This window comes from Myxacorys chilensis (assembly GCF_059505265.1).
The window spans coordinates 117219-143803 of sequence record NZ_JCACKG010000149.1 but is presented as its reverse complement, the minus strand read 5'-3'; the positions used below and the strand labels follow the sequence as shown (position 1 = coordinate 143803).

General features: G+C 48.0%; 24 protein-coding genes. 9 read left to right on the top strand and 15 right to left on the bottom strand.

What is annotated here, in order from left to right:
- Positions 1–54: 54 nt before the first annotated feature.
- Positions 55–1494: a proton extrusion protein PcxA gene (locus tag AC5JLB_RS11405; RefSeq protein WP_495873952.1), complete on the bottom strand. Its 1440-nt coding sequence runs from the start codon at positions 1492–1494 to the stop codon at positions 55–57.
- Positions 1495–1758: 264 nt separating this feature from the next.
- Between AC5JLB_RS11405 and AC5JLB_RS11400 the strand changes: the two genes are divergently transcribed.
- Positions 1759–3900: a recombinase family protein gene (locus AC5JLB_RS11400; RefSeq protein WP_495873951.1), complete on the top strand. Its 2142-nt coding sequence runs from the start codon at positions 1759–1761 to the stop codon at positions 3898–3900.
- Here the strand turns inward: AC5JLB_RS11400 and AC5JLB_RS11395 are convergent.
- On the bottom strand, positions 3887–5278 hold the full coding sequence (locus AC5JLB_RS11395) for a serine/threonine protein kinase (protein WP_495873950.1): 1392 nt from the start codon (positions 5276–5278) through the stop codon (positions 3887–3889). The genes AC5JLB_RS11400 and AC5JLB_RS11395 overlap by 14 nt on opposite strands.
- A gap of 294 nt (positions 5279–5572) precedes the next feature.
- On the opposite strand from AC5JLB_RS11395, the gene AC5JLB_RS11390 reads away from it, so the two are divergent.
- The 3 genes from AC5JLB_RS11390 to AC5JLB_RS11380 all read left to right on the top strand — a co-directional run bounded on the left by AC5JLB_RS11390 (position 5573) and on the right by AC5JLB_RS11380 (position 7557).
- Positions 5573–6304, top strand: a complete 732-nt coding sequence (locus AC5JLB_RS11390) for a GUN4 domain-containing protein (protein WP_495873949.1) — start codon at positions 5573–5575, stop codon at positions 6302–6304.
- A 168-nt stretch (positions 6305–6472) separates the two neighbouring features.
- Positions 6473–7075, top strand: a complete 603-nt coding sequence (gene leuD, locus AC5JLB_RS11385) for a 3-isopropylmalate dehydratase small subunit (protein WP_495873948.1) — start codon at positions 6473–6475, stop codon at positions 7073–7075.
- Positions 7072–7557, top strand: a complete 486-nt coding sequence (locus tag AC5JLB_RS11380) for a gluconokinase (protein WP_495873947.1) — start codon at positions 7072–7074, stop codon at positions 7555–7557. The genes leuD and AC5JLB_RS11380 overlap by 4 nt, the downstream gene beginning before the upstream one ends.
- A 10-nt stretch (positions 7558–7567) precedes the next feature.
- Here the strand turns inward: AC5JLB_RS11380 and AC5JLB_RS11375 are convergent, their stop codons facing one another.
- Positions 7568–8680 carry an ABC transporter substrate-binding protein gene (locus tag AC5JLB_RS11375; RefSeq protein WP_495873946.1) on the bottom strand — a complete coding sequence of 371 codons (1113 nt, stop codon included), beginning with the start codon at positions 8678–8680 and terminating at the stop codon, positions 7568–7570.
- 5 nt (positions 8681–8685) lie between these two features.
- Positions 8686–9816: an ABC transporter ATP-binding protein gene (locus AC5JLB_RS11370; protein ID WP_495873945.1), complete on the bottom strand. Its 1131-nt coding sequence runs from the start codon at positions 9814–9816 to the stop codon at positions 8686–8688.
- Positions 9817–10288: 472 nt separating this feature from the next.
- On the opposite strand from AC5JLB_RS11370, the gene mrdA reads away from it, so the two are divergent.
- A complete protein-coding gene (gene mrdA / locus AC5JLB_RS11365; protein WP_495873944.1) occupies positions 10289–12094 on the top strand; it encodes a penicillin-binding protein 2 in 1806 nt (601 codons plus the stop codon).
- Here mrdA and AC5JLB_RS11360 read toward each other — a convergent pair.
- From AC5JLB_RS11360 to AC5JLB_RS11350, 3 genes are all read right to left on the bottom strand, one after another.
- Positions 12091–12705, bottom strand: a complete 615-nt coding sequence (locus AC5JLB_RS11360; protein WP_495873943.1) for a DUF3318 domain-containing protein — start codon at positions 12703–12705, stop codon at positions 12091–12093. The genes mrdA and AC5JLB_RS11360 overlap by 4 nt on opposite strands.
- Before the next feature lie 85 nt (positions 12706–12790).
- Positions 12791–12916, bottom strand: coding sequence for a hypothetical protein (locus tag AC5JLB_RS11355; protein ID WP_495873942.1), 126 nt, complete (start codon positions 12914–12916; stop codon positions 12791–12793).
- Between the two features lie 215 nt (positions 12917–13131).
- Complete coding sequence (locus tag AC5JLB_RS11350) at positions 13132–13635, bottom strand: Photosystem I reaction center subunit III (protein ID WP_495873941.1); 504 nt, start codon at positions 13633–13635, stop codon at positions 13132–13134.
- Positions 13636–13828: 193 nt separating this feature from the next.
- On the opposite strand from AC5JLB_RS11350, the gene tsaD reads away from it, so the two are divergent.
- On the top strand, positions 13829–14878 hold the full coding sequence (gene tsaD / locus AC5JLB_RS11345) for a tRNA (adenosine(37)-N6)-threonylcarbamoyltransferase complex transferase subunit TsaD (protein WP_495873940.1): 1050 nt from the start codon (positions 13829–13831) through the stop codon (positions 14876–14878).
- Between the two features lie 33 nt (positions 14879–14911).
- Positions 14912–16090 (top strand): n-acyl-d-glucosamine 2-epimerase, encoded by a 1179-nt coding sequence (locus AC5JLB_RS11340; RefSeq protein ID WP_495873939.1) that lies wholly within the window; start codon positions 14912–14914, stop codon positions 16088–16090.
- Between the two features lie 12 nt (positions 16091–16102).
- On the opposite strand, the gene cax is transcribed toward AC5JLB_RS11340, so the two are convergent.
- Together cax and AC5JLB_RS11330 are read right to left on the bottom strand one after the other, a co-directional pair.
- Positions 16103–17173 (bottom strand): calcium/proton exchanger, encoded by a 1071-nt coding sequence (cax, locus tag AC5JLB_RS11335; protein WP_495873938.1) that lies wholly within the window; start codon positions 17171–17173, stop codon positions 16103–16105.
- Positions 17174–17295: 122 nt separating this feature from the next.
- Positions 17296–17919: a LabA-like NYN domain-containing protein gene (locus AC5JLB_RS11330; protein WP_495873937.1), complete on the bottom strand. Its 624-nt coding sequence runs from the start codon at positions 17917–17919 to the stop codon at positions 17296–17298.
- 568 nt (positions 17920–18487) lie between these two features.
- Between AC5JLB_RS11330 and AC5JLB_RS11325 the strand changes: the two genes are divergently transcribed.
- Positions 18488–18736, top strand: a complete 249-nt coding sequence (locus tag AC5JLB_RS11325; RefSeq protein ID WP_495873936.1) for a hypothetical protein — start codon at positions 18488–18490, stop codon at positions 18734–18736.
- 54 nt (positions 18737–18790) lie between these two features.
- Here the strand turns inward: AC5JLB_RS11325 and AC5JLB_RS11320 are convergent, their stop codons facing one another.
- Positions 18791–19024, bottom strand: coding sequence for a hypothetical protein (locus tag AC5JLB_RS11320; RefSeq protein ID WP_495873935.1), 234 nt, complete (start codon positions 19022–19024; stop codon positions 18791–18793).
- Between AC5JLB_RS11320 and AC5JLB_RS11315 the strand changes: the two genes are divergently transcribed.
- Positions 19023–19673: a LabA-like NYN domain-containing protein gene (locus tag AC5JLB_RS11315; RefSeq protein WP_495873934.1), complete on the top strand. Its 651-nt coding sequence runs from the start codon at positions 19023–19025 to the stop codon at positions 19671–19673. The genes AC5JLB_RS11320 and AC5JLB_RS11315 overlap by 2 nt on opposite strands.
- 123 nt (positions 19674–19796) lie before the next feature.
- Here AC5JLB_RS11315 and AC5JLB_RS11310 read toward each other — a convergent pair whose 3' ends face one another.
- The 5 genes from AC5JLB_RS11310 to AC5JLB_RS11290 form a co-directional block, all read right to left on the bottom strand.
- Positions 19797–20660 (bottom strand): polyphosphate kinase 2 family protein, encoded by an 864-nt coding sequence (locus AC5JLB_RS11310; RefSeq protein WP_495873933.1) that lies wholly within the window; start codon positions 20658–20660, stop codon positions 19797–19799.
- A gap of 24 nt (positions 20661–20684) precedes the next feature.
- Positions 20685–21611 carry an ATP adenylyltransferase family protein gene (locus AC5JLB_RS11305; RefSeq protein WP_495873932.1) on the bottom strand — a complete coding sequence of 309 codons (927 nt, stop codon included), beginning with the start codon at positions 21609–21611 and terminating at the stop codon, positions 20685–20687.
- Between the two features lie 237 nt (positions 21612–21848).
- Complete coding sequence (locus tag AC5JLB_RS11300) at positions 21849–22562, bottom strand: response regulator (RefSeq protein ID WP_495873931.1); 714 nt, start codon at positions 22560–22562, stop codon at positions 21849–21851.
- 257 nt (positions 22563–22819) lie between these two features.
- The gene (locus tag AC5JLB_RS11295; RefSeq protein WP_495873930.1) at positions 22820–24538 is read right to left on the bottom strand and encodes a DUF885 domain-containing protein; all 1719 of its coding nucleotides are present in this window, start codon (positions 24536–24538) and stop codon (positions 22820–22822) included.
- A 175-nt stretch (positions 24539–24713) separates the two neighbouring features.
- On the bottom strand, positions 24714–26546 hold the full coding sequence (locus tag AC5JLB_RS11290) for an adenylate/guanylate cyclase domain-containing protein (RefSeq protein WP_495873929.1): 1833 nt from the start codon (positions 26544–26546) through the stop codon (positions 24714–24716).
- Positions 26547–26585 lie beyond the last annotated feature (39 nt).

The following is a 26585-nucleotide window of genomic DNA, read 5'->3' as shown; positions in this document are numbered from 1 at the left end:
GCGTTGAGCCGTTCTGCTAGGCGATTTCTTCATTAAATTGAGCGTTTCCGCAGGTTATTCATTCATCTCGCGATAGGTCGCTACCGCCGATGGAGAAACTCGGTTTAGATAACGGAAAATCCAATACTTGAAAATCGTATCTAAAATCACGGGGAAGGTTGCAATAAATAAGAAAATAAAAGCGTGATTGGCAGGTAGACCGAAGTGTCTAGAAAGACCATCCAGCAGCACTTCCCAGCCGTGCGGCGAGTGAAATCCGACAAAAACATCAGTAAATAAAATAATCACAAATGCCTTGGCACTATCGCTTAAACCATAAGCAACTTCATCAATAACAGATTTGAGAATTTCGACTTCGCGTTTGCTATTGGTGAGAACAAAAGCAAATGTGATTACGCCCGAAATATCTGCAATCCAATTTTTGATCGCGTCTGTACTATGAAGCGAGAAGGTTTCGGCAATTTCCACTGCTTTTTCTTGCATTTGAGCTTCGACTGCTTCGGCTCGTTCTTTGATCCGCGCTTCCGCTTCTTCTACCGAAAATGCTCGTCGATCTAATGTTTCTTTTAATAAATTTTCAAACTTCAATCGCTCTTCAAACCGCTGTAAATCTAACAACGCTTCTTCGGTCATCTCTCCATTGAGAAAAATCTTTTCAGGAGCCTCAATCCTAAACTGTTGGTTGATCCAGTGTCCTGTGGGCAGGGCATTCGTTAAAACAATATTCCGAATTCCTTGCTGCACCAAGAGCGGAATTAAAATGAGGGTCAAAATAAATCGAACGGCAAGCAATGTTCTGACTTTGGAAAGTCGATAGGTCTGAACAACTTCTGTTTCTGATTTGGGATCTAAGTCCCGTCTCAATCGGTTTAAGGTGGTCAAAATCGATCGCGGCAGCAGACCCGTTTTATCAGAAATCGATTCAAAGTCGTCGCCACCTGTAGCAGCATTGGTTGGAACTTTTTCATCGGGCGGTGTCTCACCCGTGTTGCTCAACCGTCTATCTGGATCAACAGCCGGAATCATTGCCGTTGACACTGCTTCTAGGGTCAGATTTTGTTCGGCGTAGCGAGCTAAAATTTCGTCGATGAATTTTAGTTTTTCCAGCGCGATCGCGGGTTTATCTCGCACGGTCGGCACAAATCGATCCGAGCCAATTGCTGTAGTTTCGATGGTTCGCAGCGATCGCCCCGTCGCAACTTTATTGGGATTAGTGGTGTTAAGCGTCGAGCGACTGCGGCGAAACTCGGTTAACCGCATCCGAATCGTGCGGAGATGCCGCTTGAGATCGGTTTCAAAATAAGCGAAGGCGTTATCGCTGAGCGCTCCAGTATTCCGAGCAATTTTTTTGCCGCCGAAATGCTCGTCCTCGATCGCTTTGATTTTTAACGCCGCATCGTAGGCTAAATCGAGGGCACGATCGGGCGTTTCGAGATACCACTGCTCGGCACGGCGGAGCGATCCTTTCAAATGAGCAAAAATAGACGTTCTCATGATTCAATCGGGATGCAATACTGACGAATGAAGGGTGTCAAACGGTTGTAGCGTAAAGGATGGGACTTAGATCCAACTGGAGTGGAGAAGAAAATTGACTTTGGTTTGTGAATTGATCGGCGAAACGGATGTAGTTCATTCTAAGCGTGCTGATGTAGGGAGATCTAGGATAGAGGTAATCATTTGTCTCTAGCCTTTGGCGGTGCAGGTAGATCGCATGGTTAGAGTGCTAAGGATTGTAGCAAATTCATCTGAGGCTGATCTGTGCGTTCTAATTCTGTTTGGGTAACAGGCGCTTCGCGGAGCGGCAAAACGACTCGTTTGGTCAATCAATTTTGCGAATGGGTGCGTCCGGGGTTGACTCGTGGCGTAACGCAAAGCGCGATCGGTGTTTTGGTGTTAGCCGCGATCGGAGATAACCGATTGGATCTTGCCGATCGCCTCACAGCCGCAACGCAAGGCAAATGCCCCTTTCGCTCAACAACGCCACTTGGATTTTTTGAAGATGAAGTCATGCTGTTTTGGTCACTGCTCATCGGGTCGTTGGATCTGAAAGCGACGTTTCCGATTCGACTGCGACCAGAGAACGAGCAGGAATTAGCCACACGGCTGTGGCGGGCTGAACTGGATAGCGCAATTGCTCGAACGAGCTACAGCGAAGCTAGGCTTGTGCGGCGCATTCTAGACTTGATGCAACTGGCATCATTGAGCGGCATTACGCTAGACGAAATTCCGCTGTTGCTAGAACAAGGCGTTCCGGGAATCGAAGGACAGGTGGCAGAACTCTCGATTCCCTATGCGACGGTTGGTGAGATGTTGCAACGGTGGCGGTTTTGGTGTTTGCGGCGCGGATTGCTCACCTATAGCTTGATTACCGAGTTGTACTGGCGCTATTTGTTGCCTAATCCGATTTATCAAAAGCATCTGCTCGATCGCTTTCAAGGCGTCATTGCAGATGACGTAGACGAATTTCCCGCGATCGCTCGGCAGTTGTTTGAGGTCTTTTTGAACAATGACACAGCCTGCGCGTTTGGGTTTAACCCAGATGGGGCCGTGCGGCTAGGCTTAGGAGCCGACCCAACCTACATGGCAGAATTGGCGTCTAGCTGCGAAGAAGTTGCCCTAACTCGGTCTGTGCCGTCGCTGATGGATGATTTGGGTGAGTCGATTGTTGAACTTATTAGCGATCCGGTTTTCTTTGCGAGTTTGCCCGACTCAATTCAAACGGTGCAAACCACGACACAAGCGCAATTGATTCGTCAAACCGGAGATGTGATTGTCAAAGCGGTGCAGTCGGGGCAAATTCAGCCGCGAGAGATTGCCATCATCGGCCCCGGAATCGATCCGATCTCTCGTTATGGCTTGACTGAAATTTTGAGAAAAAAAGGAATTCCGGTTGAGTTGCTGAACGATCAGCGTCCGCTCGCAAGTAGTCCGATTATCCGATCGCTGTTGACGTTACTCGCATTGATTTATCCTGGCTTGGGTCGATTGGTCGATCGAGACGCGATCGCAGAAATGTTAGTCGTCCTCAGCCAAAAAATAGCCGCCTCCGACTGGAGGAGCGACGAAACCTTGTCTACGTCATCTGTGAGTACTGCCTCGTTTTTGATTGATCCAGTCCGAGCAGGATTGATAGCAGATTATTGCTTTGAGCCACACCCGGATCATCCAAACCTGATGCCTGCCACTGCATTTCCCCGGTGGGATCGATTGGGGTATCAGGCCGCCGATGCTTATGCGGGAATCGTGAAATGGGTTGAAGATCAGCGTCAGCAGCTGCGAGAAAGACTGATTGCGAGTCCAGTAGTGATGTGCGATCGCGCACTTCAGCGATTTTTTCTAGGTGGCAGTCACTTACCATTTGATCAATTAGCTGCCCTGAGAGAGTTGATAGAAACCGCACAGCACTATTGGGAAGTAGACGATCGCTTACGCCGCAGCGATTTTAGCGACGCTCCAGCCTCAATGACGGTTCGTAACTTCATTCAACTGTTGAGAAACGGAACTGTGACGGCGAATCCGTTTCCCGTGCGTCCGGTTGGACTTGCGAGTAATGCTGTCACCTTAGCAACTGTGTTTCAGTATCGGTCAAGTCGTCGCGCTCACCGTTGGCAATTTTGGCTGGATGCAGGGTCGTCGCGCTGGCTCAGTGGGGTCGATGCATTATTTGCGGCTCCAATTTTTCTTCAGCATTGGTCAGGCCAAGCTTGGCGCGTCGAAGATACTCAAACGATGAACGAACAACGCTTGCGTCGAATTATGCTGGACTTATTGGGCAGAACCGAGGAGAAATTATTCTTGTGCTATAGCGACTTATCGACGAGCGGACAAGAGCAAACAGGCGTTCTGACCACTCTGGTAAATGCGGCGATCCCAATTAACTCTGATCCTATTCCTGTTTGAGTTTTAGCCATTTTCTGATCTCCTTAACCAGCCAAACTTGCTCAAAGTCGGTCAACTCATACCCGATTCGATCTTGGCGATACCCATTGCGGTAAGGGCCTGACGTGATTTGAATGCAGCGATCTCCGCGCCACACTTCTCGAATGTCTGGAGTTGCGCCTGTAATGCAAGATGTGGTGGAGTAAAAATGCTGCTCTTCAATCAAAAACTGTTGACGAGTGAAGCGAATTCGAGTTTGGCGAAACCAAGGAGCTATAAAAAGGAAAAAGATTGCTCCTAGACCAATAAGAATCCAGCCTAGAGGACTATGAAACCCAAACCAAAACCCCCGCGCAATCAGGAGCACAATAAAGAGCGTAATGCCGCTTATAAGAGTTGTTCCCCACAAGAGGAGAAAGGCGGGTACACCCCTTGATCTTGGGATTGCATATTCGATGGCATCAATTTTTTTCTGTTTAGGAATGATGATTTCCAAATGAGTGCGAGATTTACTCAGCTTGATTTGAGTATTGCGAGGGCGCTCAATGCCGAGTCCTGTGGAGTTGTGCTCTGAGCTAATTGCGGCAGCGGAAAGTAATTCGGTTTGATGGGCTAAAACTTGCAGGGCTTGCTCTGCGCTTTTGAGTCTTGCTTCGGGTGCGGGATGAGTCAGATGGTCGATCCAAGTTGCAAAGTCTGAACTTAGGGTAACAGCATCACGAAATTGAATCTGCAAGTTACGCTGAGGTAAATCGGCTGGAGACGTTCCAGTTAATAGATGAATCAACGTTGCGCCCAACGCATAGAGATCTGATGCCGGAACGGCTCGTCCCCCAAATTGTTCCATCGGCGCGTAGCCATAGGTTCCAACGACCGTAAAGGTTACGCCTTCTTTAGCTGCTTTATCTTGTACGGCTCCAAAATCGACTAAGTAGATCTGATCGTCTTTTCCTAAAATCAGATTACTAGGTTTGATGTCGCGATGGAGAATCGGCGGATTGAGATGATGTAAATCGCGCAGAATTTTTAGAACGGCGATCGCAATCTTTCTCACATCGGCTTCAGAAAATCGCTTGCCATCGTCAATCAATTGCTTCAGTGATGTACCGGGAATGTAGGCATACACTAGACCAAACCACAGCAAGCGATCGTCAATCGAAAAATAATCGCGATACTTCGGAATGCGCGAATGCTCCAACTGTCTCAGAATTTGCGCTTCTCGCTCAAACAGTTTGAGGTCATCCCACTGCACCTGATCACCAAACGCCAGCAGCTTGACGATCACAGGTTCCGCTTGCGTCTCTAAATCTACTGCTAACCAAGTTTGTCGTCCTGCATTTTGACCCAGCTTTTGTTGGAGTTGGTAGCGATCGTGGATAACTTGCCCTACTTGCAGCATAGATGGCTGTCCTCTACTTAGGCTCTTAGTTCTTACTCCACATCCAATCCTAGCGGTTCAGTAAAAGCTTCGGAGAACAGGCAAATCGTTAGCGGCTAAGTAGCTGATAAATCGCTGTGGTAATTCAAAAAGAGCATTTAATTAAGTCATTAGGTGCTGTTTGAAGTTCATCTGCACGTCCTTAGGTTGATTTGAATTCGACGTGTCAAATTACTGAACAGAAATTATACTAAATCAACTCATTTGCTGGTCTCTTAAAGGTTAAGTCAAACTTCGCTGGAAAAGAAAATTCCCATGGGAGATGCCACACGCTACTATCAAATTCTTGAGCTTGAACCAGAAGCAACTCAAACTGAAATCAAACAGGCGTATAGAGATCTAATTTTGGTTTGGCATCCTGATCGGTTTTGCGATCATCCACGCTTACAACAAAAAGCAGAAGACAAAATCAAGCAAATTAATGCTGCGTACAGTTTCTTGAAGACCTATCAACCTCAAGCTGAGGTAGCACCAGCACCTAAAAACAAACAGACTGTTGAGCCGCCTTTAAACTGTGAAAAACTCAAGCAATTACTCGAATTGAAACGGTGGAAGGATGCTGACTTTGAAACAAAGCGACTTTTGCTTGAGCTAATGCACAAAGGAAGAGACGGTTGGTTGCACTCAGATGATATTAGAAACTTACCCAAACAGTCTTTATTGACGATCGATGCACTCTGGACTCAGTACAGTGATGGTTGTTTTGGATTTAGTGTTCAGAGTAAGATTTGGCGAGGTCTCGGTTGTAAATCATCTCCAGAGATGACTGCTCAGACAATTAGTGAAACTAAGTTTGGTAAAGCTGTTCATTGGCATGTCAATGGCATGTGGCTATCTCCTTGGGATTCTTTTAAGTACGATCCGCAAGGTTCTATAGGCAGCTTGCCAAGAGAATACATCTTCGTGCTAAGTGGTTGGCAAAGTTACACTAAGGGCTGGACGGGTTACTTGATTTGGAGATTTGAAGAAATATTTCTAAAGCTTTAGGGACTGAACAAACAAAGAAATCAGAAATCTTTTACTACAAGAGTGGGAAAGTAGGGTGAGCAACGCAACGCTAAGCCTGCTTTCGGTCTTGGCGAGGCGAATCGCAAACCCATTACCTTATAACGGCATCCGCTTTATACTAATAGACTGCACTCAAAGGTTTGTTATATGGTCAGCGAAGTTAAGGCCGTTACAGGGCGGGGAATCCCACTGGTTGGAAATGATATTGATACCGATCGGATTATTCCGGCACGGTTTCTGCGGGCTGTCACCTTCGATGGCTTAGGCGAACAAGTCTTTGCCGACGATCGCGCTCAAAAAAGCGGGCAGCATCCTTTTGATTTGCCGCAATATCAAGGTGCAACCGTTCTTGTTGTCAACGGTAACTTTGGCTGTGGCTCTAGTCGTGAGCATGCCCCTCAAGCGATCGCGAAGTGGGGTATCCGGGCGATCGTAGGCGAAAGCTTTGCTGAAATCTTTTTTGGCAACTGTGTGGCGCTTGGAATCCCTTGTGTAACGGCTGATCCAAGCATGACAAAACAGCTACAAGAGCGGCTGAGCGCAAATCCTCAAGCCGAAATAAAGGTTGATTTAGAAATGAAGCAGGTTCACTGCGACGACTTCACCGCTCCAGTTTCAATAGGCGAAGGCCCACGTCAAATGTTTATAGCAGGAACGTGGGATGCGTGTGGTCAGTTAGTTGCTGGAGCAGATCAGATCCGCGCTACGGCAGCTCGATTGCCTTATGTGAACTGGAGTGCTGCCTCGTGATTATTTTGCTTATGGGCGTTTCTGGCTCCGGCAAAACCACCATTGGTAATCAGCTTTCGGATGATTTGAAATGGGATTTTATCGACGGAGACGGGCTACATCCCCAAGCGAATATCGACAAAATGAGTCACGGCATTGCGCTGACAGATGACGATCGCAAGCCTTGGTTAGAAACGATTCGATCGCTGATTCAGCATGGGCTTGAGAACAAGAAAAACTTTGTTTTAGCGTGTTCTGCTTTAAAGGCTAGTTATCGATCGCAGCTAAAACAAGATTCTGATCAGGTGAAGATCGTCTATCTCAAAGCGTCGGAAGCAGTTTTGCAAGAACGCATGCAGCACCGTCAAGGACATTTTATGCCACCCAGCATGTTGCACAGTCAGCTTGAAACCTTAGAAGAACCAACCGACGCGATCGCGCTACAAAGTGATCAACCTGTAGAACAAATAGTTGCTCAAATCCGCCAAGCCATAGGCATCTAGTGAGTAAGCCTCAACTGCTGGTGAGCCTCGTCCAATACTGGTCGTAGAGTTCGAGCGTTGATTTTGACACCGGGGCGATCGATTCCGATTGGCTAATCTGAGCATCTGGCGGAAATAAACTCACATTCGATCGCAACGACTCAGGCAATTGTCGGAACGCCGCCAGGTTCGGTGTGGCAAAAAACAATCGCTCTGTTACTTTTGCAGCGACATCCGATTGCAGCATGAAACTCATCCACGCGTAAGCCGCATCTCGGTTAGGAGCCGTTTTTGGAACCACCATCGTATCGCTCCAGATCGATGTTCCACTCTTGGGAATTACGTATTTCAGCTTTTTGTTTTGATTGATCACGCTCACGGCGTCGGCAGAATAGCACATCGAGATCAATAAATCGCCTGCAATGATTTGATCACGCCATGCATCAGTTGTGAAGGTGGCGATCGCGCTTTTCAATTCTTGCAGTCGCTCATAGGCTTTCTTAATCTCATCGGCATTGGTGGAATTGTAGGAAAACCCTAGCGATCGCAACGTTGCTCCCATCACTTCCCGAACGTCATCCATCAGCGTAATTCGCCGCGTTAACTTCTCTTTGTTTTGCCAAAGATAATTCCAATCGGTGGGTGGTTCTTGAATTTTCTCGCTGTTATACACCAATCCCGTCGTTCCCCAACTCACCGGAACGCTGTAGCGGTTGCCCACATCGTGAACCGAGTGCTGAAACCGGGGTAGAAGATTGGTCAACCCGTCTAATCGAGAATGGTCTAATTCGCTCAATAATCCTAACTGGATCATCTGACTGACTTTGTAATCAGAGGGATAAATAATGCTATAGATCCCGCCTTTACCAGCTTGAAACGTTGCCAGCATTGTTTCATTAGAATCAAAAATGTCGAAAATGACGTTGATTCCAGTTTTTTCCCTAAACGCATTGACCAATTCTTGATCGATGTAGTTTGACCAGGTGTAAATGTGCAATTCGTTAGAACGGTTCTGAACGACTTCTGCGGTTTGCACTTTAGCTAACGTCCAGCCGCAACTCGACAGGGCAAATCCCGATGCTCCCGCGATCGCGCCCTTCAAAAACCGACGACGAGACCGATGAGAATGAACTCGACTTAACATAACCTTCACCCCTGACTATCTGGTAGTGCTAAACAGCTTTCCGCGTCCCAAACCAGATAGATCGGGGTTTCTGCTGTCGGCACGGTCAAGGCGTGAGGTTGACGTACGGTGATGCGATCGCCAGACATCAACTGGACGACGTAATGCACATGCGTTCCCAAATACATCACATCTCGCAGGCGTCCCTCAAAGCAGTTGCCCTGCTCTTTTGGCGTGAGGCTGACCTGAATTTTTTCAGGACGTACACTCACCACAACGCGCCCCGATGTGAGCGGTGGGGTTGTCTGAGCAGGTTGCACCGTCATCTTCAAGCCGCTTTCAGTGCGAATCCACAGCATTGTTGGATGTGCGCCCTCGATTCTGCCGTGAAACAAATTGGTATCTCCAATAAAGCTAGCGACAAACCCTGTTTGAGGACGCTCGTAAATCTGATCGGGTGTGCCGACTTGCTCAACTTGTCCCGCGTTCATCACCGCAATCCGATCGGACAAGCACAGCGCCTCTTCTTGATCGTGTGTCACCAGCACAAAGGTCACGCCTAACTCTCGATGCAGCATCGACAGTTCGACCTGCATTTCTTTGCGCAGCTTCAGATCCAACGCGCCCAATGGTTCATCGAGCAATACGACCGCCGGACGATTCACTAATGCTCGTGCAAGGGCAACTCGCTGCTGTTGTCCGCCCGAAAGAGAGGACGGCGATCGCTTGGCAAAGCCTTCCATCTTGACCAGTTTCAGCGCATCCTGCACCCGGCTTTGCACTTCTGAGCGGGGACATTTTTGAATTCGCAGCCCAAACGCAACGTTTTCCCACACGGATAGATGACCAAACAGCGCATAGTTTTGAAACACTGTATTTACAGGTCTCCGATAAGGCGGGACATGATTCATAGACTGACCGCGAATCACCACCTCGCCTGCTGTCGGTGTTTCAAATCCGGCAATCAGCCGCAATGTGGTAGTTTTGCCGCAACCCGACGGGCCGAGAATACTAAAAAACTCACCTTGACCAATGCTGAGATCAACGCCTCGCACCGCAGATTCACCCCCATAAACTTTAAACACTTTCCGCAGTTCAACATCAAATCCAACGTTGACGCCTGTTGAAAGCGGCTTGTGTGTTGCCGTTTGAGACATAGTTTCGGTTCCTTGCGGTGATTCTCCCTGGATCATGAACGCGGCATTCCCTACCAAAAGATAGAGGGGTTCGACGCTCAATTTGATTTATTTTATGCGATGGGAAGGATGTAGAATCTACGGTTTCTGCGGAGGTGCGCTCTAGGCTAACTGCGCCTTCAGGGAGCGTTTGGCAAATTTGATCTGAAAGAATGATTTAATTAAACTGGGTGCATTCGATCGCGTTCACGGTCTCCGGTTTTAGATTGCCCATGTAGGTATTAAAACTCCCAGACCCGAACTTGAGGACAACTGTTAAACGATAAGTGTTAAATGACAACTGTTAAACGATAAGTGTTAAATGACAACTGTTAAACAAAGTTGTGACAGCTTTGGAATCTAAGCCGCTCTAGTGCAAGTCCTCTAGTGCAATCCTAATATTGCAACTCCTAAGTAGCACTGCCTAGACCTGCGTCCCTTCAACTGTTTATTTATGACCCTTCTTCACTCTTCTTCTGCACCCGCGCTCCCCAAACAAACGGGTCGGAACGTAGGACGCCAAAATCAATCAATGGTGCTGCTTCTGCTGCTAATTGGGCTGATTTTAGGTGGCTTGGGCGGGCGGTTGGCGTATTTGCAGCTCGTTGAAGGCGATCGCAATCGTGAACTGGCAGAAACCAACCGAATTCGGCTGATTCCCAAGCATCCAGAGCGCGGAAAAATTGTCGATCGCAAGGGCAGAATCTTGGCGGGGAGTCGATTGTCTCATTCAGTGTACCTCCAGCCATTGGCACAGAAGAAAGTAGATTGGCCCAAGACGTTGCAGCGTTTATCGCAAATTTTAAATATTCCCGTGCAGGATATTGAGCGGCGATTGCAACAAGAAGGCTACAGTTCCCCGTACATGGTGCGAATTGCCCGAGGAATCAGTCCCCAAAAAGTGACGGCGTTAGAAGAGTACCGCAGCGAATTAGCAGGGGTGGAAGTCGATGCTGAAGCGGTACGAGATTACCCAAACGGCGATTTGGGAGCGCATGTAATCGGCTACACGGGCGAACTGAGTGATCAGGAGTTGCAGCGTCACCAGGGCGACGGCTATCGACTGGGAGATGTGATTGGGCAAATGGGAATTGAAGCGGCCTTTGAGAAGCAACTGCGCGGCGAGTGGGGCGGTCAGCAGGTTGAGGTCGATGGTGCTGGAAATGTCTTGAAAATTTTGGGAGAGAAAGAAACCCACGCTGGCAAAGATGTCACAGTGACGCTCGATCTAGATTTGCAAAAAGCGGCGGAAGCGGCACTTGGAAATCGTGAAGGTGCGATCGTGGCGCTTGATCCGCATACTGGGGCAATTCTGACGATGGTGAGCCATCCTGGATTTGATCCCAATCTTTTTACCACGCGGATGTCAAACGAGACGTGGAAGCAACTCCAGAGCCAAGACCATCCCTTTCTCAATCGGGCATTGCAGAGCTATCCGCCTGCCAGTACGTTCAAAATCATCACCACAACGGCGGGATTAGAATCGGGCAAATTCTCGCCCGATACCGTTCTCAACACCTATCCTTCTCTCAAAGTGGGTGGAATTGATTTCGGTGAGTGGAACCATGCGGGATTTGGTCCTCAAGGCTTTGTTGGTGCGCTGGCCTGGAGCAGCGATACGTTCTTTTACCAAATCGGTATGGGAATGGGGGAGAAACCCTTGATTGAGTGGACGCATCGCTACGGATTTGGGCAAAAAACGGGTGTTGAACTGGCCGCTGAAGAATCTCCTGGTCTTGTGCCTGATGCGGCTTGGAAGCAGAAAGAGGTGAAGCAAGAATGGTTTGTCGGCGACACGGTGAATATGACGATCGGACAAGGCTATGTTGAGGCATCACCGTTACAAGTAGCCGCTATGTTTGCGATCGCAGCCAATGGCGGATATCGGGTCAAGCCTCATTTGCTCAAAGACAACGAATCGGCTCAGAACTGGCGCGAACCGCTCAATCTTAGTCCTGATACTATTCGGATTCTGCGAGAAGGACTAAGAGGCGTAATCAGTACCGGAACCGGACAGGCGTTAAATGTGTCGAATTTACCTCCGGTGGCGGGCAAAAGTGGTACGGCTGAAGATTTAGGACAAGGCTCTCATACATGGTTTGGAGCGTTTGCCCCGTACGACAAGCCTGAAATTGTAGTCGTTGCAATGGGCGAGTTTTCCGGTGGCAGCGGCGGCTCGGTCACGGCTCCGATGGTCCGTCAGGTGCTGGAAGCCTATTTCAAATCGAAGACGCCGGAAAAATCTGTCGGGAAGAGCTAGAACTCTTGTTGTCGAATCGATTGCGGCACGCCGATGGGGGAGAGACCTGCGATCGCCCGCAGCGCCTGACATCTTAATACTTCAACAAACGTCAGCGATCGCCCTTCGTTTTGAGCCACTGATTCGATCGCCGAGAGCAAAAATCCAGCCGCGTCCGTCTCGGTATAGCCTCGACGTTGGGCGATTTGTAGCGCTTTCTCGTCGGCGTCAAGTTCAATCCGGGAACTGCGATTGGTGCGCCAAATTTGGGTGAGTGCGATCGCGCCGAGAGCAGTCGTCGCGGCGATGCCTACAATGTCTTGCTGTAATAGCTCAAACCCCAGTCCCACAACTCCTGCCCCTGCCAGCCCTAGCGAAAGATTGGGCTGAAACCATTTCACGCTAGAGAGCCAACTGACGGTGCGGAGAATCAGTAGATCTCGTTGCGGGCGGGAGAGACGACTCCACAAATCAAAATTAATGTAAATGACGCGATCGCTACTCCAAGGCATCGGAAATGGGGCATCAATTAGCGCCCGTTGCTCTGGCTTGCTCACTAGTTTGGTCAGCATCCGCCCAGAAGCAGGCATAACGTCTAACAGGCGACGAATTTCGAGTTCCGAATCGAGCATAGTTCAGTGGGCAATAGGAGGGATACGTTATAGCGTACAAGCTTCAGACAGCAATTGAAGCGTCTCCTACTGCCCACTTTTTCTTCTATTTAGCTAAGAAGAGCAAATCTGGTGAAACCCAGTTGATCAGCATAAACGCCGTAAACACGACGCTGATTGAAGCCACTGCCAGTACAGGTGCGCTTGAAAGATAACGAGGCAAACCAGCCATAGTTAGACTCCGTAAATTCAATGTTTTTAGGGTAAAACAGCGTTGCTTGAGATGACTCAAGCCTTTCTTGGTGAGAACTGATTCTACCGATGTCCCTTGAGCGCTCATTGAAGGAGCAATAGACGCGCTTGGTGGGTAGTTAGACTAAAGTTGAGGGAGAAAGGACAAAGAACTGAAGACAATTAATTCATCCTTCTTCCCTCATACCGTCTCTACTAGCGCGGAGACACAGGAATGCCGGTGTCCGCGTTCGTGATTTTACCCACAACAAGTTCACCTGACGTCAATTCCTTGATGGCTAGAAGAGGCCATAGGACAGCACCCAACAAGCATTTGATTGCCAAAGGCACGTTGATAATGATCTCTTGGTCTTCTGCGTTGCCGCTCTTCTTCACCGCTTGGATGTAAGAGCGACCCGCCCAACCGATCCAACCGGTGAGCAGTAGAAACAGAATGCCTGGGATCGTAAATTCACCTAAGTGAGCGAGATTGCCATCTACAATTAAGTGAGGCAGCCCGTCATCTTTGCCGCACAGCAAGTTTGCGCGAGAGTACATCTCATAGCGTCGCGCGGCGTTCTGGTTCACCGAGTCTCTAGCACGTTGAGCAAAGGCCGTACTTTCGTTACAGGGGACTAAGTTGTAAGCCTGGGCTGGCTGTGGGGCAGCAAAGCCGAACCACAAGGAGAAAACGAGAACTAGAGCAAACAATCGTTGCATGGAATTGTTTCCCTTTTTTACAAATTGCGTAGTTTATTAGTGCAAAAAGCGTTGAGCTTTCTGCAATCCAAAAATAGACGAAACTGAGTAGCGCGATAAACTTTTATTAGCGTTACCTAATCCAAGTTTTAGCTACACCACGCAGGGTTTAGCCACGCTACGGTAGCCTATACCTTCAAAAACGTATCAGCAAATGGCAACGGTTTTAGCAATTGAAACAAGTTGTGACGAAACGGCAGTAGCGATCGTAAAGAATCGTCACGTTTTGAGCAGTATCGTCTCGTCACAGATCGCAATCCATCAGAAATACGGCGGGGTTGTGCCAGAAGTGGCATCGCGTCAACATGTCGAAATCGTCAATTGCGCGATCGCGCAAGCTCTTGAAGCGGCTAATCTCGGTTGGTCTGACATCGATGGCATTGCCGGAACCTGCGCTCCTGGATTAGTTGGGGCGCTACTAGTCGGATTGACCGCCGCCAAAACGCTGGCAATGCTACATCAAAAGCCGTTTATTGGCGTTCATCACCTAGAAGGACACATTTACGCTTCTTATCTAAGTGATCCAACCTTACAGCCTCCGTTTCTATGCCTGCTGGTGTCTGGTGGGCATACGAGTTTAATTTATGTCAAAGATTGCGGACGCTATGATGTGCTGGGTCAAACGCGCGATGATGCGGCAGGAGAAGCCTTTGACAAAGTGGCGCGGCTGTTGAACTTGGGCTACCCAGGAGGGCCAATCATTGATCGACTGTCAAGCGAAGGAAACCCAAAAGCATTTCCGCTGCCCGAAGGTCAAATTTCGCTACCCGAAGGCGGCTATCATCCCTACGACTCTAGTTTCAGTGGATTGAAAACGGCGGTTCTGCGACTGACTCAAAAACTCCAGCAGACCGGAGAGCCATTACCGATCGCAGATTTAGCGGCGAGTTTTCAAGCAACGGTCGCAAAATCGCTGACGAAACGGGCGATCGCATGTGCGCGAGATTTTGGGTTGGATGCGATCGCCATTGGCGGCGGAGTGGCAGCAAATCGTGGATTACGCCAACATCTGCAAGCGGCGGCTGAGAAACACAATTTGCGGGTTCTATTTCCACCGATGCAATTCTGTACCGATAACGCGGCGATGATTGCGTGTGCGGCGGCTGAGCATTTGGAGCGCGGGCATACCTCATCGCTGACGCTGGGGGCACAGTCACGCTTATCGCTCAAAGAGGTAATGACGCTTTATGACAAGGCGATATGATGCTATTGCTGTGTGATCAAGAGGAAGGAATTCGTGGAGCAAGACTTTGAAGCACTAGCAAAACTTTACAAAAATGCGCTCCTCAACGATGTCTTGCCATTTTGGGAAACGCATTCAATTGATTGGGAGCAAGGCGGTTATTTTACCTGCCTCGATCGCAATGGCAATGTCTACGACACCGATAAATTTGTCTGGCTGCAAAACCGCCAAGTCTGGACATTCTCAACCCTATATCAACAGCTAGAGCCGCGAGAAAACTGGCTTAAGATTGCGGCAAACGGGGCTAACTTTCTGGCTCAGCATGGCAGAGATGCAGAGGGAAACTGGTATTTTTCCCTCGACCGCGTTGGAAACCCACTTGTGCAGCCCTACAATATTTTCTCTGACTGCTTCGCGGCAATGGCGTTTAGTAAGTATGCTCTTGCCTCTGGCGAGGAGTGGGCGAAAGAAGTTGCGCTGCAAGCCTATAACAATGTTTTACGCCGTAAAGACAATCCTAAAGGTCACTACAACAAAACCTATCCGGGCACTCGCCCAATGAGATCATTAGCTGTGCCGATGATTTTAGCGAATTTGACCCTTGAAATGGAGTGGCTGTTGCCGAGCGAAACGCTTGAGCAAGTCTTGAGTTCAACTGTTGAGGAAGTGATGACTGACTTTCTTGATTGCCGTTCCATGCTCATGTATGAAAACGTTGCACCCGATGGATCCCGGTTTGATTCTTTTGAAGGACGATTAATTAATCCAGGTCACGGCATCGAAGCCATGTGGTTCATTATGGATATTGCCAATCGTCGAGGTGATTCTAAAACCATTAACCAAGCTATAGATGTTGTATTAAGCATTCTTGATTTTGCTTGGGATGCAGAATACGGCGGCCTCTATTACTTTATGGATGCCAAGGGACATCCACCGCAGCAATTGGAATGGGACCAAAAACTGTGGTGGGTTCACCTAGAATCGCTAGTTGCGCTCTCGATGGGGTATCGCTTGACGGGTCGTGCCGCCTGTTGGGACTGGTACACCAAGCTTCATGAGTATTCATGGTCTCATTTTGCTGATCCTGAGTATGGCGAATGGTTTGGCTATCTCAATCGACGAGGAGAAGTGCTGTTAAATCTTAAAGGCGGCAAATGGAAGGGATGTTTCCATTTGCCGCGATCGCTCTACCTCTGCTGGCAGCAATTTGAAGCTTTGAACGCCATATCGTAACTACTACTGACACTACTGAAAGTAGAAAGCTGCACCGAGAATCGCATAAGTCGCCAACAGCAACGCTCCTTCTAGCCAGTTCGAGCGACCATCTAAACTAATCAGATTCGCGACAACCACGGCTACTGTAACCGCAACGACCTCGAACAAATTGAAACTGAGATCCATCGGTTGCCCGATCGCCTGTCCAACCAGTACCAGTACTGGGGCCATCAACAACGCCACTAACAGACTCGATCCCATCGCCACCGAGACCGACAAATCCATGTTGTTTTTAACCGCAACCCCAACGGCTGTCACATATTCCGCGGCACCACCAACCAACGGCAACAAGATCACCCCGGTAAAGAGCGGCGTTAACCCCAACCCTTTTGTTGCTTCTTCCACCACGCCGACGAAAATTTCTGATTCGTAAGCAACCGCAGCGGTCGCCACTAATAAAATTCCTAACCAGAGCCATAGGTTTGGTTTATGTCCGCCCTCTCCCTCGCCTTCTAGCTCAGATAAACTGACTTCATAGAGATAATTATGAGTCTTCAACGAGAAGAGCAGCGTCATCCCATACACCGCAATTAACACTATAGCCACCGCGATCGAGAGCTTTTCAATCGCAGGAGTTTCGACGTTGCCAGAGGTGTAGAACGCCAGCGTGGGCAGCAAAATAGCAATCACGGCGAGAGTCATGGATGAGCCATTCACACGTGCCACAATCGGTTTAAAGTCTTGCTCTTTATACCTGAGTCCACCCAAAAACATCGAAAGTCCCATTGCCAGCAGTAAGTTACTGATAATGGTTCCGGTGATGCTCGCTTTGACAATATCAATCAGTCCGGCTCTCAGTGCGACCAGCGCAATGATCAGTTCGGTTGCATTGCCAAACACAGCGTTGAGCAACCCACCGATTGAGGGACCTGTGACGATCGCAACTTCTTCGGTAGCAGTACTTAACCAAATTGCTAACGGCACGATCGCCAAAGCAGAGGTAATGAAGACTGTCATGGTTCCCCAGTGCTGAGTTTCTGCCACGATAGAAATCGGGACAAAAATTAGCATTCCGATCGAAACAATCTTTTTGATGGACATAGACTCTAGCGTAAAAAATCTATAGCAATCCTATGCCAATCAAAGGGAAATGGCTCAAAAGCCCTTATATTGCCGTAATTCTTTCAAACTACTTCTCTCAAACTTGGTCGAGTGAATCGCTGCTATATGACGCTTCGAGCTTGGCTTGCAGGTTCACATCGCTGAATTTGAGATTGAATGGCGGATAGATCAATAAAGCGATCGGCAACATCGATCAGTCCGTCATTGGTCATGGCAGGGAGGCTAACAACTTCGACCCGCGTGCCTTGATAAGCAATATTGTTGACAACATAAGCGAGATCGCCATCCCCACTTAACAAAACAGCAGTATCACAGTGCTTCGCCAACATCACCATATCGATCGCAATTTCAACATCGAGATTGGCACGTTTAGACCCGTCGGGGTACTGAACTAAATCCTTGGTTACAACCCGGTAACCATTCCGCCGCATCCAGAGTAAAAAGCCTTGCTGCTTTTCATTTTGCCGATCGACGCCAGTGTAGAAGTAGGCTCGTAGCAACCGCCGCTGACCTGTGAGACAGCACAGCAACTTGGCATAATCGATCTCTAAACCAAGTTGCATCGCGGCATAGAACAGATTAGAGCCATCAATAAAAATAATCACGCGATCGTCGGTTTCAGTTAGCGATCGCGCCGTCCTAACCGTTGGCTGCTGAACCTCTCGATCATGATCTAACCGCTGTGGAGAAGACTGATTGCGACGAGGACGAGGAACGAGTTGCATAATCATCCGACTCCGCGAAATTTGATTTTTATAATCTGTGTTCTAGGGTTAGCATTACCATCCGCTCAATCACCAGACCTTCTACGGAGGATACCACACGCAAATAGAGTAGGGAGACGGCTTCTGAGCTAACCCAAAATAATGTGAAAGTGCCCTTAACTAGAGTGGCTATACCTGATGTGTGTTTTGTTAGGAAACCCCAGTATTCCTTCAGGTTTACCGTGCTTTTCCAAAGTTAAAGAGCGTAGTGTAACTAACGATATAAACTGTGATATTCGTTTACAGCTTCTGCACGAAAAACATTTTTTCGTAACTCTAGCTCAAGTGAACGAAAAAAAGTTTGAGTCATTTCGTTAAACACACGGTCAGCCGAACCTAAGTTTATAAGTTTTACAACTTAAGTTTAAGGTCCATGAAGTAAAGTTACACCTTGTTAAAATAACAAAAAATCTTTATGATGTTTTAAGATTGCCAAAATATGCCGCACTGAACTTATATACTTAGAGGCTCTAACCTAGATACGAGAAAGATTTCAGCACTTTTTGCTCAATGCGTTGAGGGGTTCAACATGGTTGCATCGGGCCACTCTCTAGCCAAATCGCAGTTGGCGATTTGGCTGAGTTACGCGATTCTGTTAGAGTCGTGCCTCGCGTCGATCGCGCTGTCTTTTAGCTTAAAGAGAAATTTACAGATTCTGATTGGACAGCTCACAACGTTAGAGAACGCCTTTCTACGCTACAGAGCGAGAAAATGCACTATTCCTCGACACTTTTACCTTAGAGTTGTGTTGGTAGAAGTCTTTAGTGTCGGTGGGTGAGGGTTAGCAGATGCGTGTTGCTCGTGTAGGAATACGCTTAGGCCCAAAGGTTTGTTACAAAGTAATCAATCCCCTTGAGCTTTTTAATAAAAAGTAGCAAGATTCTGAGTTGCGGGTGATGCTCATAGGAGCAATATGAACATACGTTCTTCTATCTCCTTCATCAGAAAGCCGCAGATCCTTATAATAAACTTCAGTCAAACCAACACTTTCAAGGTCAATGTAGGGGGCTGTCATCCCGACATCATCCACATTGCATAAGTGTTTTAGCTTAAAAATTCTATTCATGGTTCAGTTAATTCAAGAAAACCCAAGCGGGGAGGAGGTTACGCTTCACCTTGAACCGACACATTCCCCTCAACAGCAGTTACCCTCACCGTTTCCTGAGCAGTCTGGCAAACCGAATCTGGAGACTGACCATTCGTTAGAGCATCTCGAAGAGAGCCGTGGTCGAGTGGTGATGTTTATCGATGGCGCTAACTTGTTTTATGCGGCATCTCAGATGGGAATTGAGATTGATTATGCAAAGCTACTGCGCTATTTTCGTCAGGATCGTCAGCTGGTCTGTGCGTTCTTCTACACAGGAGTTGATCCGAGCAACTTGAGACAGCAATCCTTTTTGACCTGGATGCGACGCAACGGCTATCGGGTCGTCACAAAAGATGTGGTGCTTAACCCGGCGGGTGTAAAACGGGCGAGCAGTATGAATGTTGAAATCGCGGTTGATATGGTGCGGATGGCTCCAAATTGTGACACTGAAGTGGTCATCAGTGGTGACGGAGATCTGTCGTATGCGGTGAATGCGGTGAGTTATGTCGGGTCGCGGGTGGAGGTATTTGCACTGCGATCGATGGCCAGCGATCATCTCATCCATGTCGCAGATAGCTATATTGATTTGTTGACGATTCGCGAAGAAATTCAGAAAGCGCGGAAATAGCTCAATGGTTTCTGTTAAGGGCAATTTCTCAGGTCTCAATTTTTCAAATCTTAGAAGATGCGATTCGTGCAACTCGCTCCTCCGGAGAAAACGCCTCCCCAAGCGCTAAAGCATCAGAGCTAATCACGGTTCCTGTTCAAGGACTTTTTTTGCTTCTAAAAGGTCCTGCTGATGCTGCTGAGTCATTGTCGGATATGCTAAATTCAGCGATTCCAATTTGCTACAGATAATGTTGGAAACTGCTAATCGCGTAAACCACTTCTGATCTGCTGGAATAATATGCCATGGCGACCAAGGCGTGCTGGTGTTGCTAAAGACCGCCTCGTAAGCGGTCATGTACTCATCCCAAGCTGCCCGTTCTTTGGCGTCGGATGTAGAAAACTTCCAATTTTTCTCCGGCTGATTGATTCGAGCGAGGAAGCGCTTTTTCTGCTCTTCTTTTGAAACATGTAGAAAGAATTTGAGAATAATAATTCCGTTACTCACCAAATACTTCTCGAAGTTGTTGATCTCCTCAAATCGCTGATCCCAAATCTTCTTGTGATTCAGGGCAGGCGGTAGTTTTTGGAGGGCTAACAACTCTGGATGGACGCGCACAACCAGCACTTCTTCGTAGTACGATCGGTTGAAAATTCCAATTCGACCCCGTTCCGGCAAGGCTCGCACCGATCGCCACAAGTAGTCGTGATCAAGTTCTTCGTCAGAAGGTTTTTTGAAGCTATACACCTGACAGCCTTGAGGATTGACGCCCGACATGACGTGTTTGATGGTGCTGTCTTTTCCCGCCGCATCCATAGCTTGAAAAATAATCAGAAGCGCATAAGAGTTTTGGGCGTACAGAACGTTTTGATAGGCGGCCAGTCTCTCAACCCCGGCTTGTAGCTCAAGTTTTGCAGTTTTCTTATCGAGAGAGCCACTGTATTTTGGATCGAAATTCTTTAGCTTGATTGTCGAATTAGGCGTCGCGATAAACGATTCGTGCTTCATGGCTTAATCCTGACATCAATTTACTCAATCTAAAGGAAAAGCAACTTGCTTTAAAAGATTCATTGGACGTATTTCTGTTAAAAGCTTTAGTTCTGCTTCGCTCCGTACTAACAATGCACCAGCAAAGCCAAGTGAGTTCACCGAAATGTTGTGCGTGCTTTCCTGCGATCGCGGCACAACCAGCATCCATTCTCGGGTTATCAGTAGGTTATACGCCCCAGATTGCAACGTTGGTGTTCTACCGTCTCCTATTTTTAATCCGAGCGATCGCAGCAGAGTGTTATAGCAAGTCAATGTCTGTTCCGCCGCTTTAGATGGGTCTTGTGCCCAACTTGGATCAAGGTTTATAAAAGCATGAACAAAGGGCAACCCCGAAACATTGTTTGGAAGATTCGTTGAAGCGGATGTGAGCAGGGGTGCGATCGGCAATCGGCTTTCTGGAACTAGCGGAAACGGAACGAGTTGCAAATGTTTGTGACCCTGACTAGCCCCAGCGACTTTGCCAGCGTTATAAAATCCTAGTCCATCGAATTCGGCTAAACAGGCCCACAGCGCTTCAAAATCGTTGAAGGTCAAGAGCGATTCTTGCTCCTCGAAAGCGCGAGTAATGATTAGTAAGTGGTGATCAGCCACGTTAAATTTATTGAGCAAACAGACGTGGGTAGACGAAACGTCAACCACAAACAGATCGGCTTCATAGGGTAAGAACGGATTGAAATCTTTGCCTGTTACCCGTTCTGCGTTGTTCTGCTTTTGGGTGGCCTCGTCTTTGCGGATCAAATTGCCGAGAATCCTCACCAGAAATTGGATGCCCTCATCGTGAAGGAATCCGCGTTCGGTTGGAAGCGAGTGGAGCGCACCGGACGCGATCGCGAATTGTGTCTGAGCGATCGCCCGTTCCCAAAGCTGTCCGGGATGGTTGAGGAGTGTGATGAAAGGCTGCTCAGACATGATGCTCAGCTATCTTAGTGCAATTTGCGGCAACTCCGAAGGAACCGCATCGGCTGTCTGAAGCATTGTAGCTTGTCTCTCCCCAATCTCCTCTCTCACATCTCCTCAGAAAGCACAATTCCCACACCTCCTCGTAATGTAGTGGAGGCGTGGGAATTGGCTAGCGGTGCGGAGACGAGCGGATAATTTGTGATCCAATTTGCGCCCTGTGTGTGACCCAATGGCTTGAATGACAAATTATTGAATCAATCCTGTGCGCAGAGCACGAACGGCAACCTGTGTACGATCATCTGCACACAGCTTATTCAAAATGTTTCTCACGTGAGTCTTAACCGTGCCAACTGTGATGTAAAGTTGTTCAGCGATTTGAGCATTGCTGCATCCATCGACGATTAGCTTAAGCACCTCTAGCTCTCGCTCGGTCAAAGGATAGGCAGGAATAAAATCTTCGTCGGTGATTCGATTAATAGCGATCGTAGTGGGTTCGACGGTTTGAGCCGAGGAAACGTAAGATTTTTGGGTCTGGTGCAGCACGATGCGCGCGATCGCAGGGTCGATCCAAGCGTTGCCTTCAGAGGTGACGGTGAGCGCTTGAGCGAGCTTGTCAATGCTGGCATCCTTCATGCAGTAGGAATCGGCTCCAGCCGCAAACGCAGCAAGTACAGTATCTTCGCTGTCTTGAAGCGTCATGATCAGGATCTTCGTGTGCGGCGATTCTCCTTCGGCTTGCAATTGCTTAAACTCGTTGGTCAGTTCAATTCCGGTCATATCGGGCAGCCCTACGTCCACGATCGCAATGTCAGGCTGTGCCGTTTTCAGAAGCTTTAAGCCGGACTTAGCATCTCTGGCGTCTCCAACGACTTCAAAGCCTTCCCGTTGTTGTAGTGCCGCACGGATGCCAACCCGCGTAAGGTCATGGTCTTCAATTAGAATTACTCGGATTGTACTCATTGCCAAGCCTCAAACATTGTTATGGAACAGTAGAGCGTTTTTTTATAAACCACTAGTTGTCGGGTATAGATGTTAAAGTCTTTCCGAAGCCCCTTTATAACTCATCAGAAGATTTTACGGTGATTGGCATCTAAGGTCGATCTACCTTTGGATACTTCTATTATCTCAGAACGTCTGTCTAGAGGTAGGGATTTATCTCGATACTGCAATGAAGAGATAGATTTCTCATCTCGCTGAGGGCGGAGACAACACATTTCTTAAGGTTTGCTTTTGATTTGAGGAGTATTTCGATCGACAGTGAACTTTTGGGAGACTACCTCCTGTAGCATCTGTTGAGACAGAAACCCTTGAGACAAAATAAAATCGTGAAATTCTTGAGGATTAAACCGAGATCCGAGCGCCGTCTCGACCTGCGATCGCAGTTGCATAAAGCGCTGGTAGCCATAAAAATATCCAGGTGCATGACCCGGTAATCGAGCGGTGTAGCGCTTAATTTCTTGATCGGCAAAAAATGGTGAAAATCCGGCGTCCTCGGTCAAGACTCGAACGGCCTCTGCGGTAGTGATTCGATTTAGCTGAAGCTCTGGCTCTAAAAAGGCGCGAGCTGCCCGGAGCAACTGAAACTGAAGTGAAATAAACCGCCCTTCGATTGGCATGTAGGGCTGTATGATTTCCTCGGCATACGTCGCCCATCCTTCGTGGTTGGCAGTATTGTAGGCAAACTCGGTCCGCGCTTGTGACAAGCCTCGATCTTGAATTGTTGTGAACTGTAAATCGTGTCCGGGTCGACCTTCGTGGGCAGTGAGTGTCCAAGCGACGGCGGGATGAGTGAAATCATCGTAAGGACGCGACTGTTTTTTAGGTTGCAGCACGGGCAGAATGAACGTGCCGCCCTGTTCGCTTTTTCTCGATTTGCCAGGAAAGTATTGCGGAACCGGGAAGGACGCATTTTCTTGAGCGGTGGCAAGGCGAATGTTCAGCGATCGCTTCGGCAAGGTGACGAGGTGTTCGCGGCGAATGATCGCTTCGATATCCTTCTCACGCTGCTGGTAATGCCGCAGCGCGTCCTCGGCAGAAAGCTGGTTCTGCTTTAGCGCTCCAATCACGTCTCGATACCCAGTTGCCTTGAGTTGTTTTTGCCGAGCAACCTGCGGCGCGATCGCGTCCATTTGCCCTTGAACTTGCTTAAAGCTGGAGCGAGCTTGACGAATCAAATCGTCAACTGGAATGTCAATGCCTTTTTCTTGAAGCTTGAATGCATAGATTTCGGCAGGGAGACGAAAATCAGTCCTAGCTTTGGGTAAGACTTCGCGCCGAATAAAGGTGTCATACTCTAGTAGCTGAGTTTTAAGTTTGGCATAAGTGGTTTGATAGTCTGATATTTTCTGTTGTTCAAAAAGTTTCTGAAGTTTGTCGAGATGTGTTGCTGCACTCTTTAAGTCAGATACGAGTTGAGATTTCTCTGGAAAATAGGTTTCTGATTGGTTCAATCGATCGCGAATTCGTTGCTCAGATCGAGTAACCAGCGATGGCGTTCCGGCTGCTTCTCCTGCATACTGTTTCAGTTGCGTTAGCGCCATCTGTTTCGTTTTAGATGAACTCGACTCTCGAAATGCATCTCTAAAACTGTTTGAAATCACTTGGCTAAGGTTGACATAGGGGAGATTGTATTTCTGAGCAAGAAGCTGCGATCGTAGCTCTCGCTGTCCTGCCTCAATTAGAATTGCCAAATCCACTCGCAGATTCTGATCTTGCTCTTGAGCTAATTTCCCTTTTAGTGTCTGTACCGCTTGACGAATGCGTTGCTGTTGGCATTCCACAAAACTTGGATTGAGCGTTAACAATGCTTCGCTGGCAGCAAACTCTCCGCGACATGCTTTTGCTGTTTCTGCCTGCGAGATCAACGTCGCGTATTCATTGCTGCGCTTGATCCAAGGCGAGGTTGCGATCGCAGGACGACGGACAGAATAAATCAAAACACATGCCACACACGTAATTAGCGAAAGCCCTACAAATCCGACTTTGCGCGCTTTAGCCGATCGAAACCTATTGAAATGAATCATGGTAGACCGTAATTTGCAGTTTGCTATTCTAGCAACGTCTCGTCAGGCACATTTAGGCGTTAATAAAGATCTGTCTATAAAAAAATGTCTATAGAAATTGACTGAACAAGCTCTCAAAGTACTTCTGAAGGGTTGGCGTAATGGCTGTAAAACAGATGTAAAGACTGTCAGTATCTGCTGCCTTTTGTGAAACTTTAGCATAGAAATCTTCACTCCTCTCTGGGGCTAATAGGTTGAGTTTAAGAGTGGTTAATTCAGAGAATAATGGTTGTAGCTCCGAACGATTAATGTGCAATTCGGCTCCTTTTTGTGACAGTCGAATGAGTTTTCCATAAAAGAGCCTGTCTCCAACGTGTTTTCCGTCTACCAAGGCAAACTGAAGCGGAATGCCTTCGGGTAATTGAACAAATGTTTCCTCTTCTTTTGGCAGATATAAATTGTAGAATCCGGCAATTCCAGCTACATCGTAAACTGCGATCGCTTGCTTAAATCCTTTCGGCTGAACATTCAATCGTTTGTTAATTCTAACGTTTGAGCCTGCTTCGGTTAGCGTTTGCTGAGAAACGAGAATTTGGCCTCCTTGCGTGTACGATTCGATGCGATAGGTTAGATTAACCGGACTGCCGACAATGCCATATTTTGTTCGTTTTTCCGATCCAATATTTCCAACGACGACTTCTCCCGTGTGAATTCCAATTCCCATTTCTAATGGCGGAACGTCAAAGGATTTTAGTCTTTCATTCACCGCTCCCATCGCTAACTGCATCGCACAGGCACACGCGATCGCTCTGAGGGCATCATTTTCTTTAGCAATCGGTGCGCCAAATAACACCAAGATGCCGTCGCCCATAAACTCATCAATCGTTCCCTCGTAATGATTGATCACATCTGCCATGTGTTCTAGATAGAGATTGAGAATCTGAATCACTTGTTCCGGGGAGAGCCGTTCAGATAACGCGGTAAACCCGCGCAGATCAGAGGTGAGAATCGTGATGTTGCGGCGATCTCCACCCAGTTTTAAGCCTTCAGGAGTTTCAAGCAAATTGACAACGATGTTATCGCTTAAGTAGCGTCCAAACACTTGGCGAATTAAACCATTTCTTTTTTCTAAATCAACATTCGCTTGCGCTAAATCTGCCGTTCGTTCTCTGACTCGCCCTTCTAACTCTCGGGTAGTTTGACGCTGTTTTCCAAACACTAACGTAATGCCTGACAGTCCTAAGACCGAGATTCCCCCCAAGGTGAAAAACGTCTCCGTCAGATTTCGGTTGGTCTGACTCACCAAGCTATCCAACGATTGGGTGACTTCCCAGACGCCGCCCAAATCGCCAACGTCCCAATCCTTTTTAGGGCTGTTGGGATGAATATTGTGACAGGCAACGCAGGTCGGCTTCATTAAACTAGCTTCGGCATATCGCAACGAGGTGTGATCGCCGTGACGCTCGAGACGGGTAAATGTCTGCCTCGGATTTTTTTTGAGAAAGTCGATCGCATCCCGCTCGAACGCATCTTTAGCTCCGCCTTGAGCTTTGCGGGACGGAAACGGAAAATCGCTATACAGCCGAAAGGCTAACTCATTGTTCTTGTCGGTGACGCGCTTGCCAAGCTCGATCGCAAAGGTTGATGGCAGCGGAATGGCTCCTTGCTTCGTCAAGTACGTATGCGTGACGTCAACTCCTTTGATCGCTTTGGCGCGATCAACCGCCGCATCACTGTAGAGATTAATCGCTTCATTAAACGACTGCGTGTACAAAACTGCATTTTGAGTGGCTTGCGCTTCAATCAGGCTCGATGAGAGACGCGACATGTTCGATAGCGCAACCCCAACCCCAATACAGAACATCAGCGTCAACACTAGAATGATTCTCTTTAAGAGAAGTTGACGCAGCCGTTTCCAACCTTGAGCAATTAACCGATCCATAGCAAAATTAATTAACCCAGAAGGGAAATTAGCGATTAG

Bases quoted from the DNA above. Each gene is read 5' to 3' on its own strand.
- AC5JLB_RS11405 (WP_495873952.1), bottom strand. From the start codon at position 1,494: ATGAGAACGTCTATTTTTGCTCATTTGAAAGGATCGCTCCGCCGTGCC.
- AC5JLB_RS11395 (WP_495873950.1), bottom strand. From the start codon at position 5,278: ATGCTGCAAGTAGGGCAAGTTATCCACGATCGCTACCAACTCCAACAA.
- AC5JLB_RS11390 (WP_495873949.1), top strand. From the start codon at position 5,573: ATGGGAGATGCCACACGCTACTATCAAATTCTTGAGCTTGAACCAGAA.
- leuD (WP_495873948.1), top strand. From the start codon at position 6,473: ATGGTCAGCGAAGTTAAGGCCGTTACAGGGCGGGGAATCCCACTGGTT.
- AC5JLB_RS11375 (WP_495873946.1), bottom strand. From the start codon at position 8,680: ATGTTAAGTCGAGTTCATTCTCATCGGTCTCGTCGTCGGTTTTTGAAG.
- AC5JLB_RS11370 (WP_495873945.1), bottom strand. From the start codon at position 9,816: ATGTCTCAAACGGCAACACACAAGCCGCTTTCAACAGGCGTCAACGTT.
- mrdA (WP_495873944.1), top strand. From the start codon at position 10,289: ATGACCCTTCTTCACTCTTCTTCTGCACCCGCGCTCCCCAAACAAACG.
- AC5JLB_RS11360 (WP_495873943.1), bottom strand. From the start codon at position 12,705: ATGCTCGATTCGGAACTCGAAATTCGTCGCCTGTTAGACGTTATGCCT.
- AC5JLB_RS11355 (WP_495873942.1), bottom strand. From the start codon at position 12,916: ATGGCTGGTTTGCCTCGTTATCTTTCAAGCGCACCTGTACTGGCAGTG.
- AC5JLB_RS11350 (WP_495873941.1), bottom strand. From the start codon at position 13,635: ATGCAACGATTGTTTGCTCTAGTTCTCGTTTTCTCCTTGTGGTTCGGC.
- tsaD (WP_495873940.1), top strand. From the start codon at position 13,829: ATGGCAACGGTTTTAGCAATTGAAACAAGTTGTGACGAAACGGCAGTA.
- cax (WP_495873938.1), bottom strand. From the start codon at position 17,173: ATGTCCATCAAAAAGATTGTTTCGATCGGAATGCTAATTTTTGTCCCG.
- AC5JLB_RS11330 (WP_495873937.1), bottom strand. From the start codon at position 17,919: ATGCAACTCGTTCCTCGTCCTCGTCGCAATCAGTCTTCTCCACAGCGG.
- AC5JLB_RS11325 (WP_495873936.1), top strand. From the start codon at position 18,488: ATGGTTGCATCGGGCCACTCTCTAGCCAAATCGCAGTTGGCGATTTGG.
- AC5JLB_RS11315 (WP_495873934.1), top strand. From the start codon at position 19,023: ATGGTTCAGTTAATTCAAGAAAACCCAAGCGGGGAGGAGGTTACGCTT.
- AC5JLB_RS11320 (WP_495873935.1), bottom strand. From the start codon at position 19,024: ATGAATAGAATTTTTAAGCTAAAACACTTATGCAATGTGGATGATGTC.
- AC5JLB_RS11310 (WP_495873933.1), bottom strand. From the start codon at position 20,660: ATGAAGCACGAATCGTTTATCGCGACGCCTAATTCGACAATCAAGCTA.
- AC5JLB_RS11305 (WP_495873932.1), bottom strand. From the start codon at position 21,611: ATGTCTGAGCAGCCTTTCATCACACTCCTCAACCATCCCGGACAGCTT.
- AC5JLB_RS11300 (WP_495873931.1), bottom strand. From the start codon at position 22,562: ATGAGTACAATCCGAGTAATTCTAATTGAAGACCATGACCTTACGCGG.
- AC5JLB_RS11290 (WP_495873929.1), bottom strand. From the start codon at position 26,546: ATGGATCGGTTAATTGCTCAAGGTTGGAAACGGCTGCGTCAACTTCTC.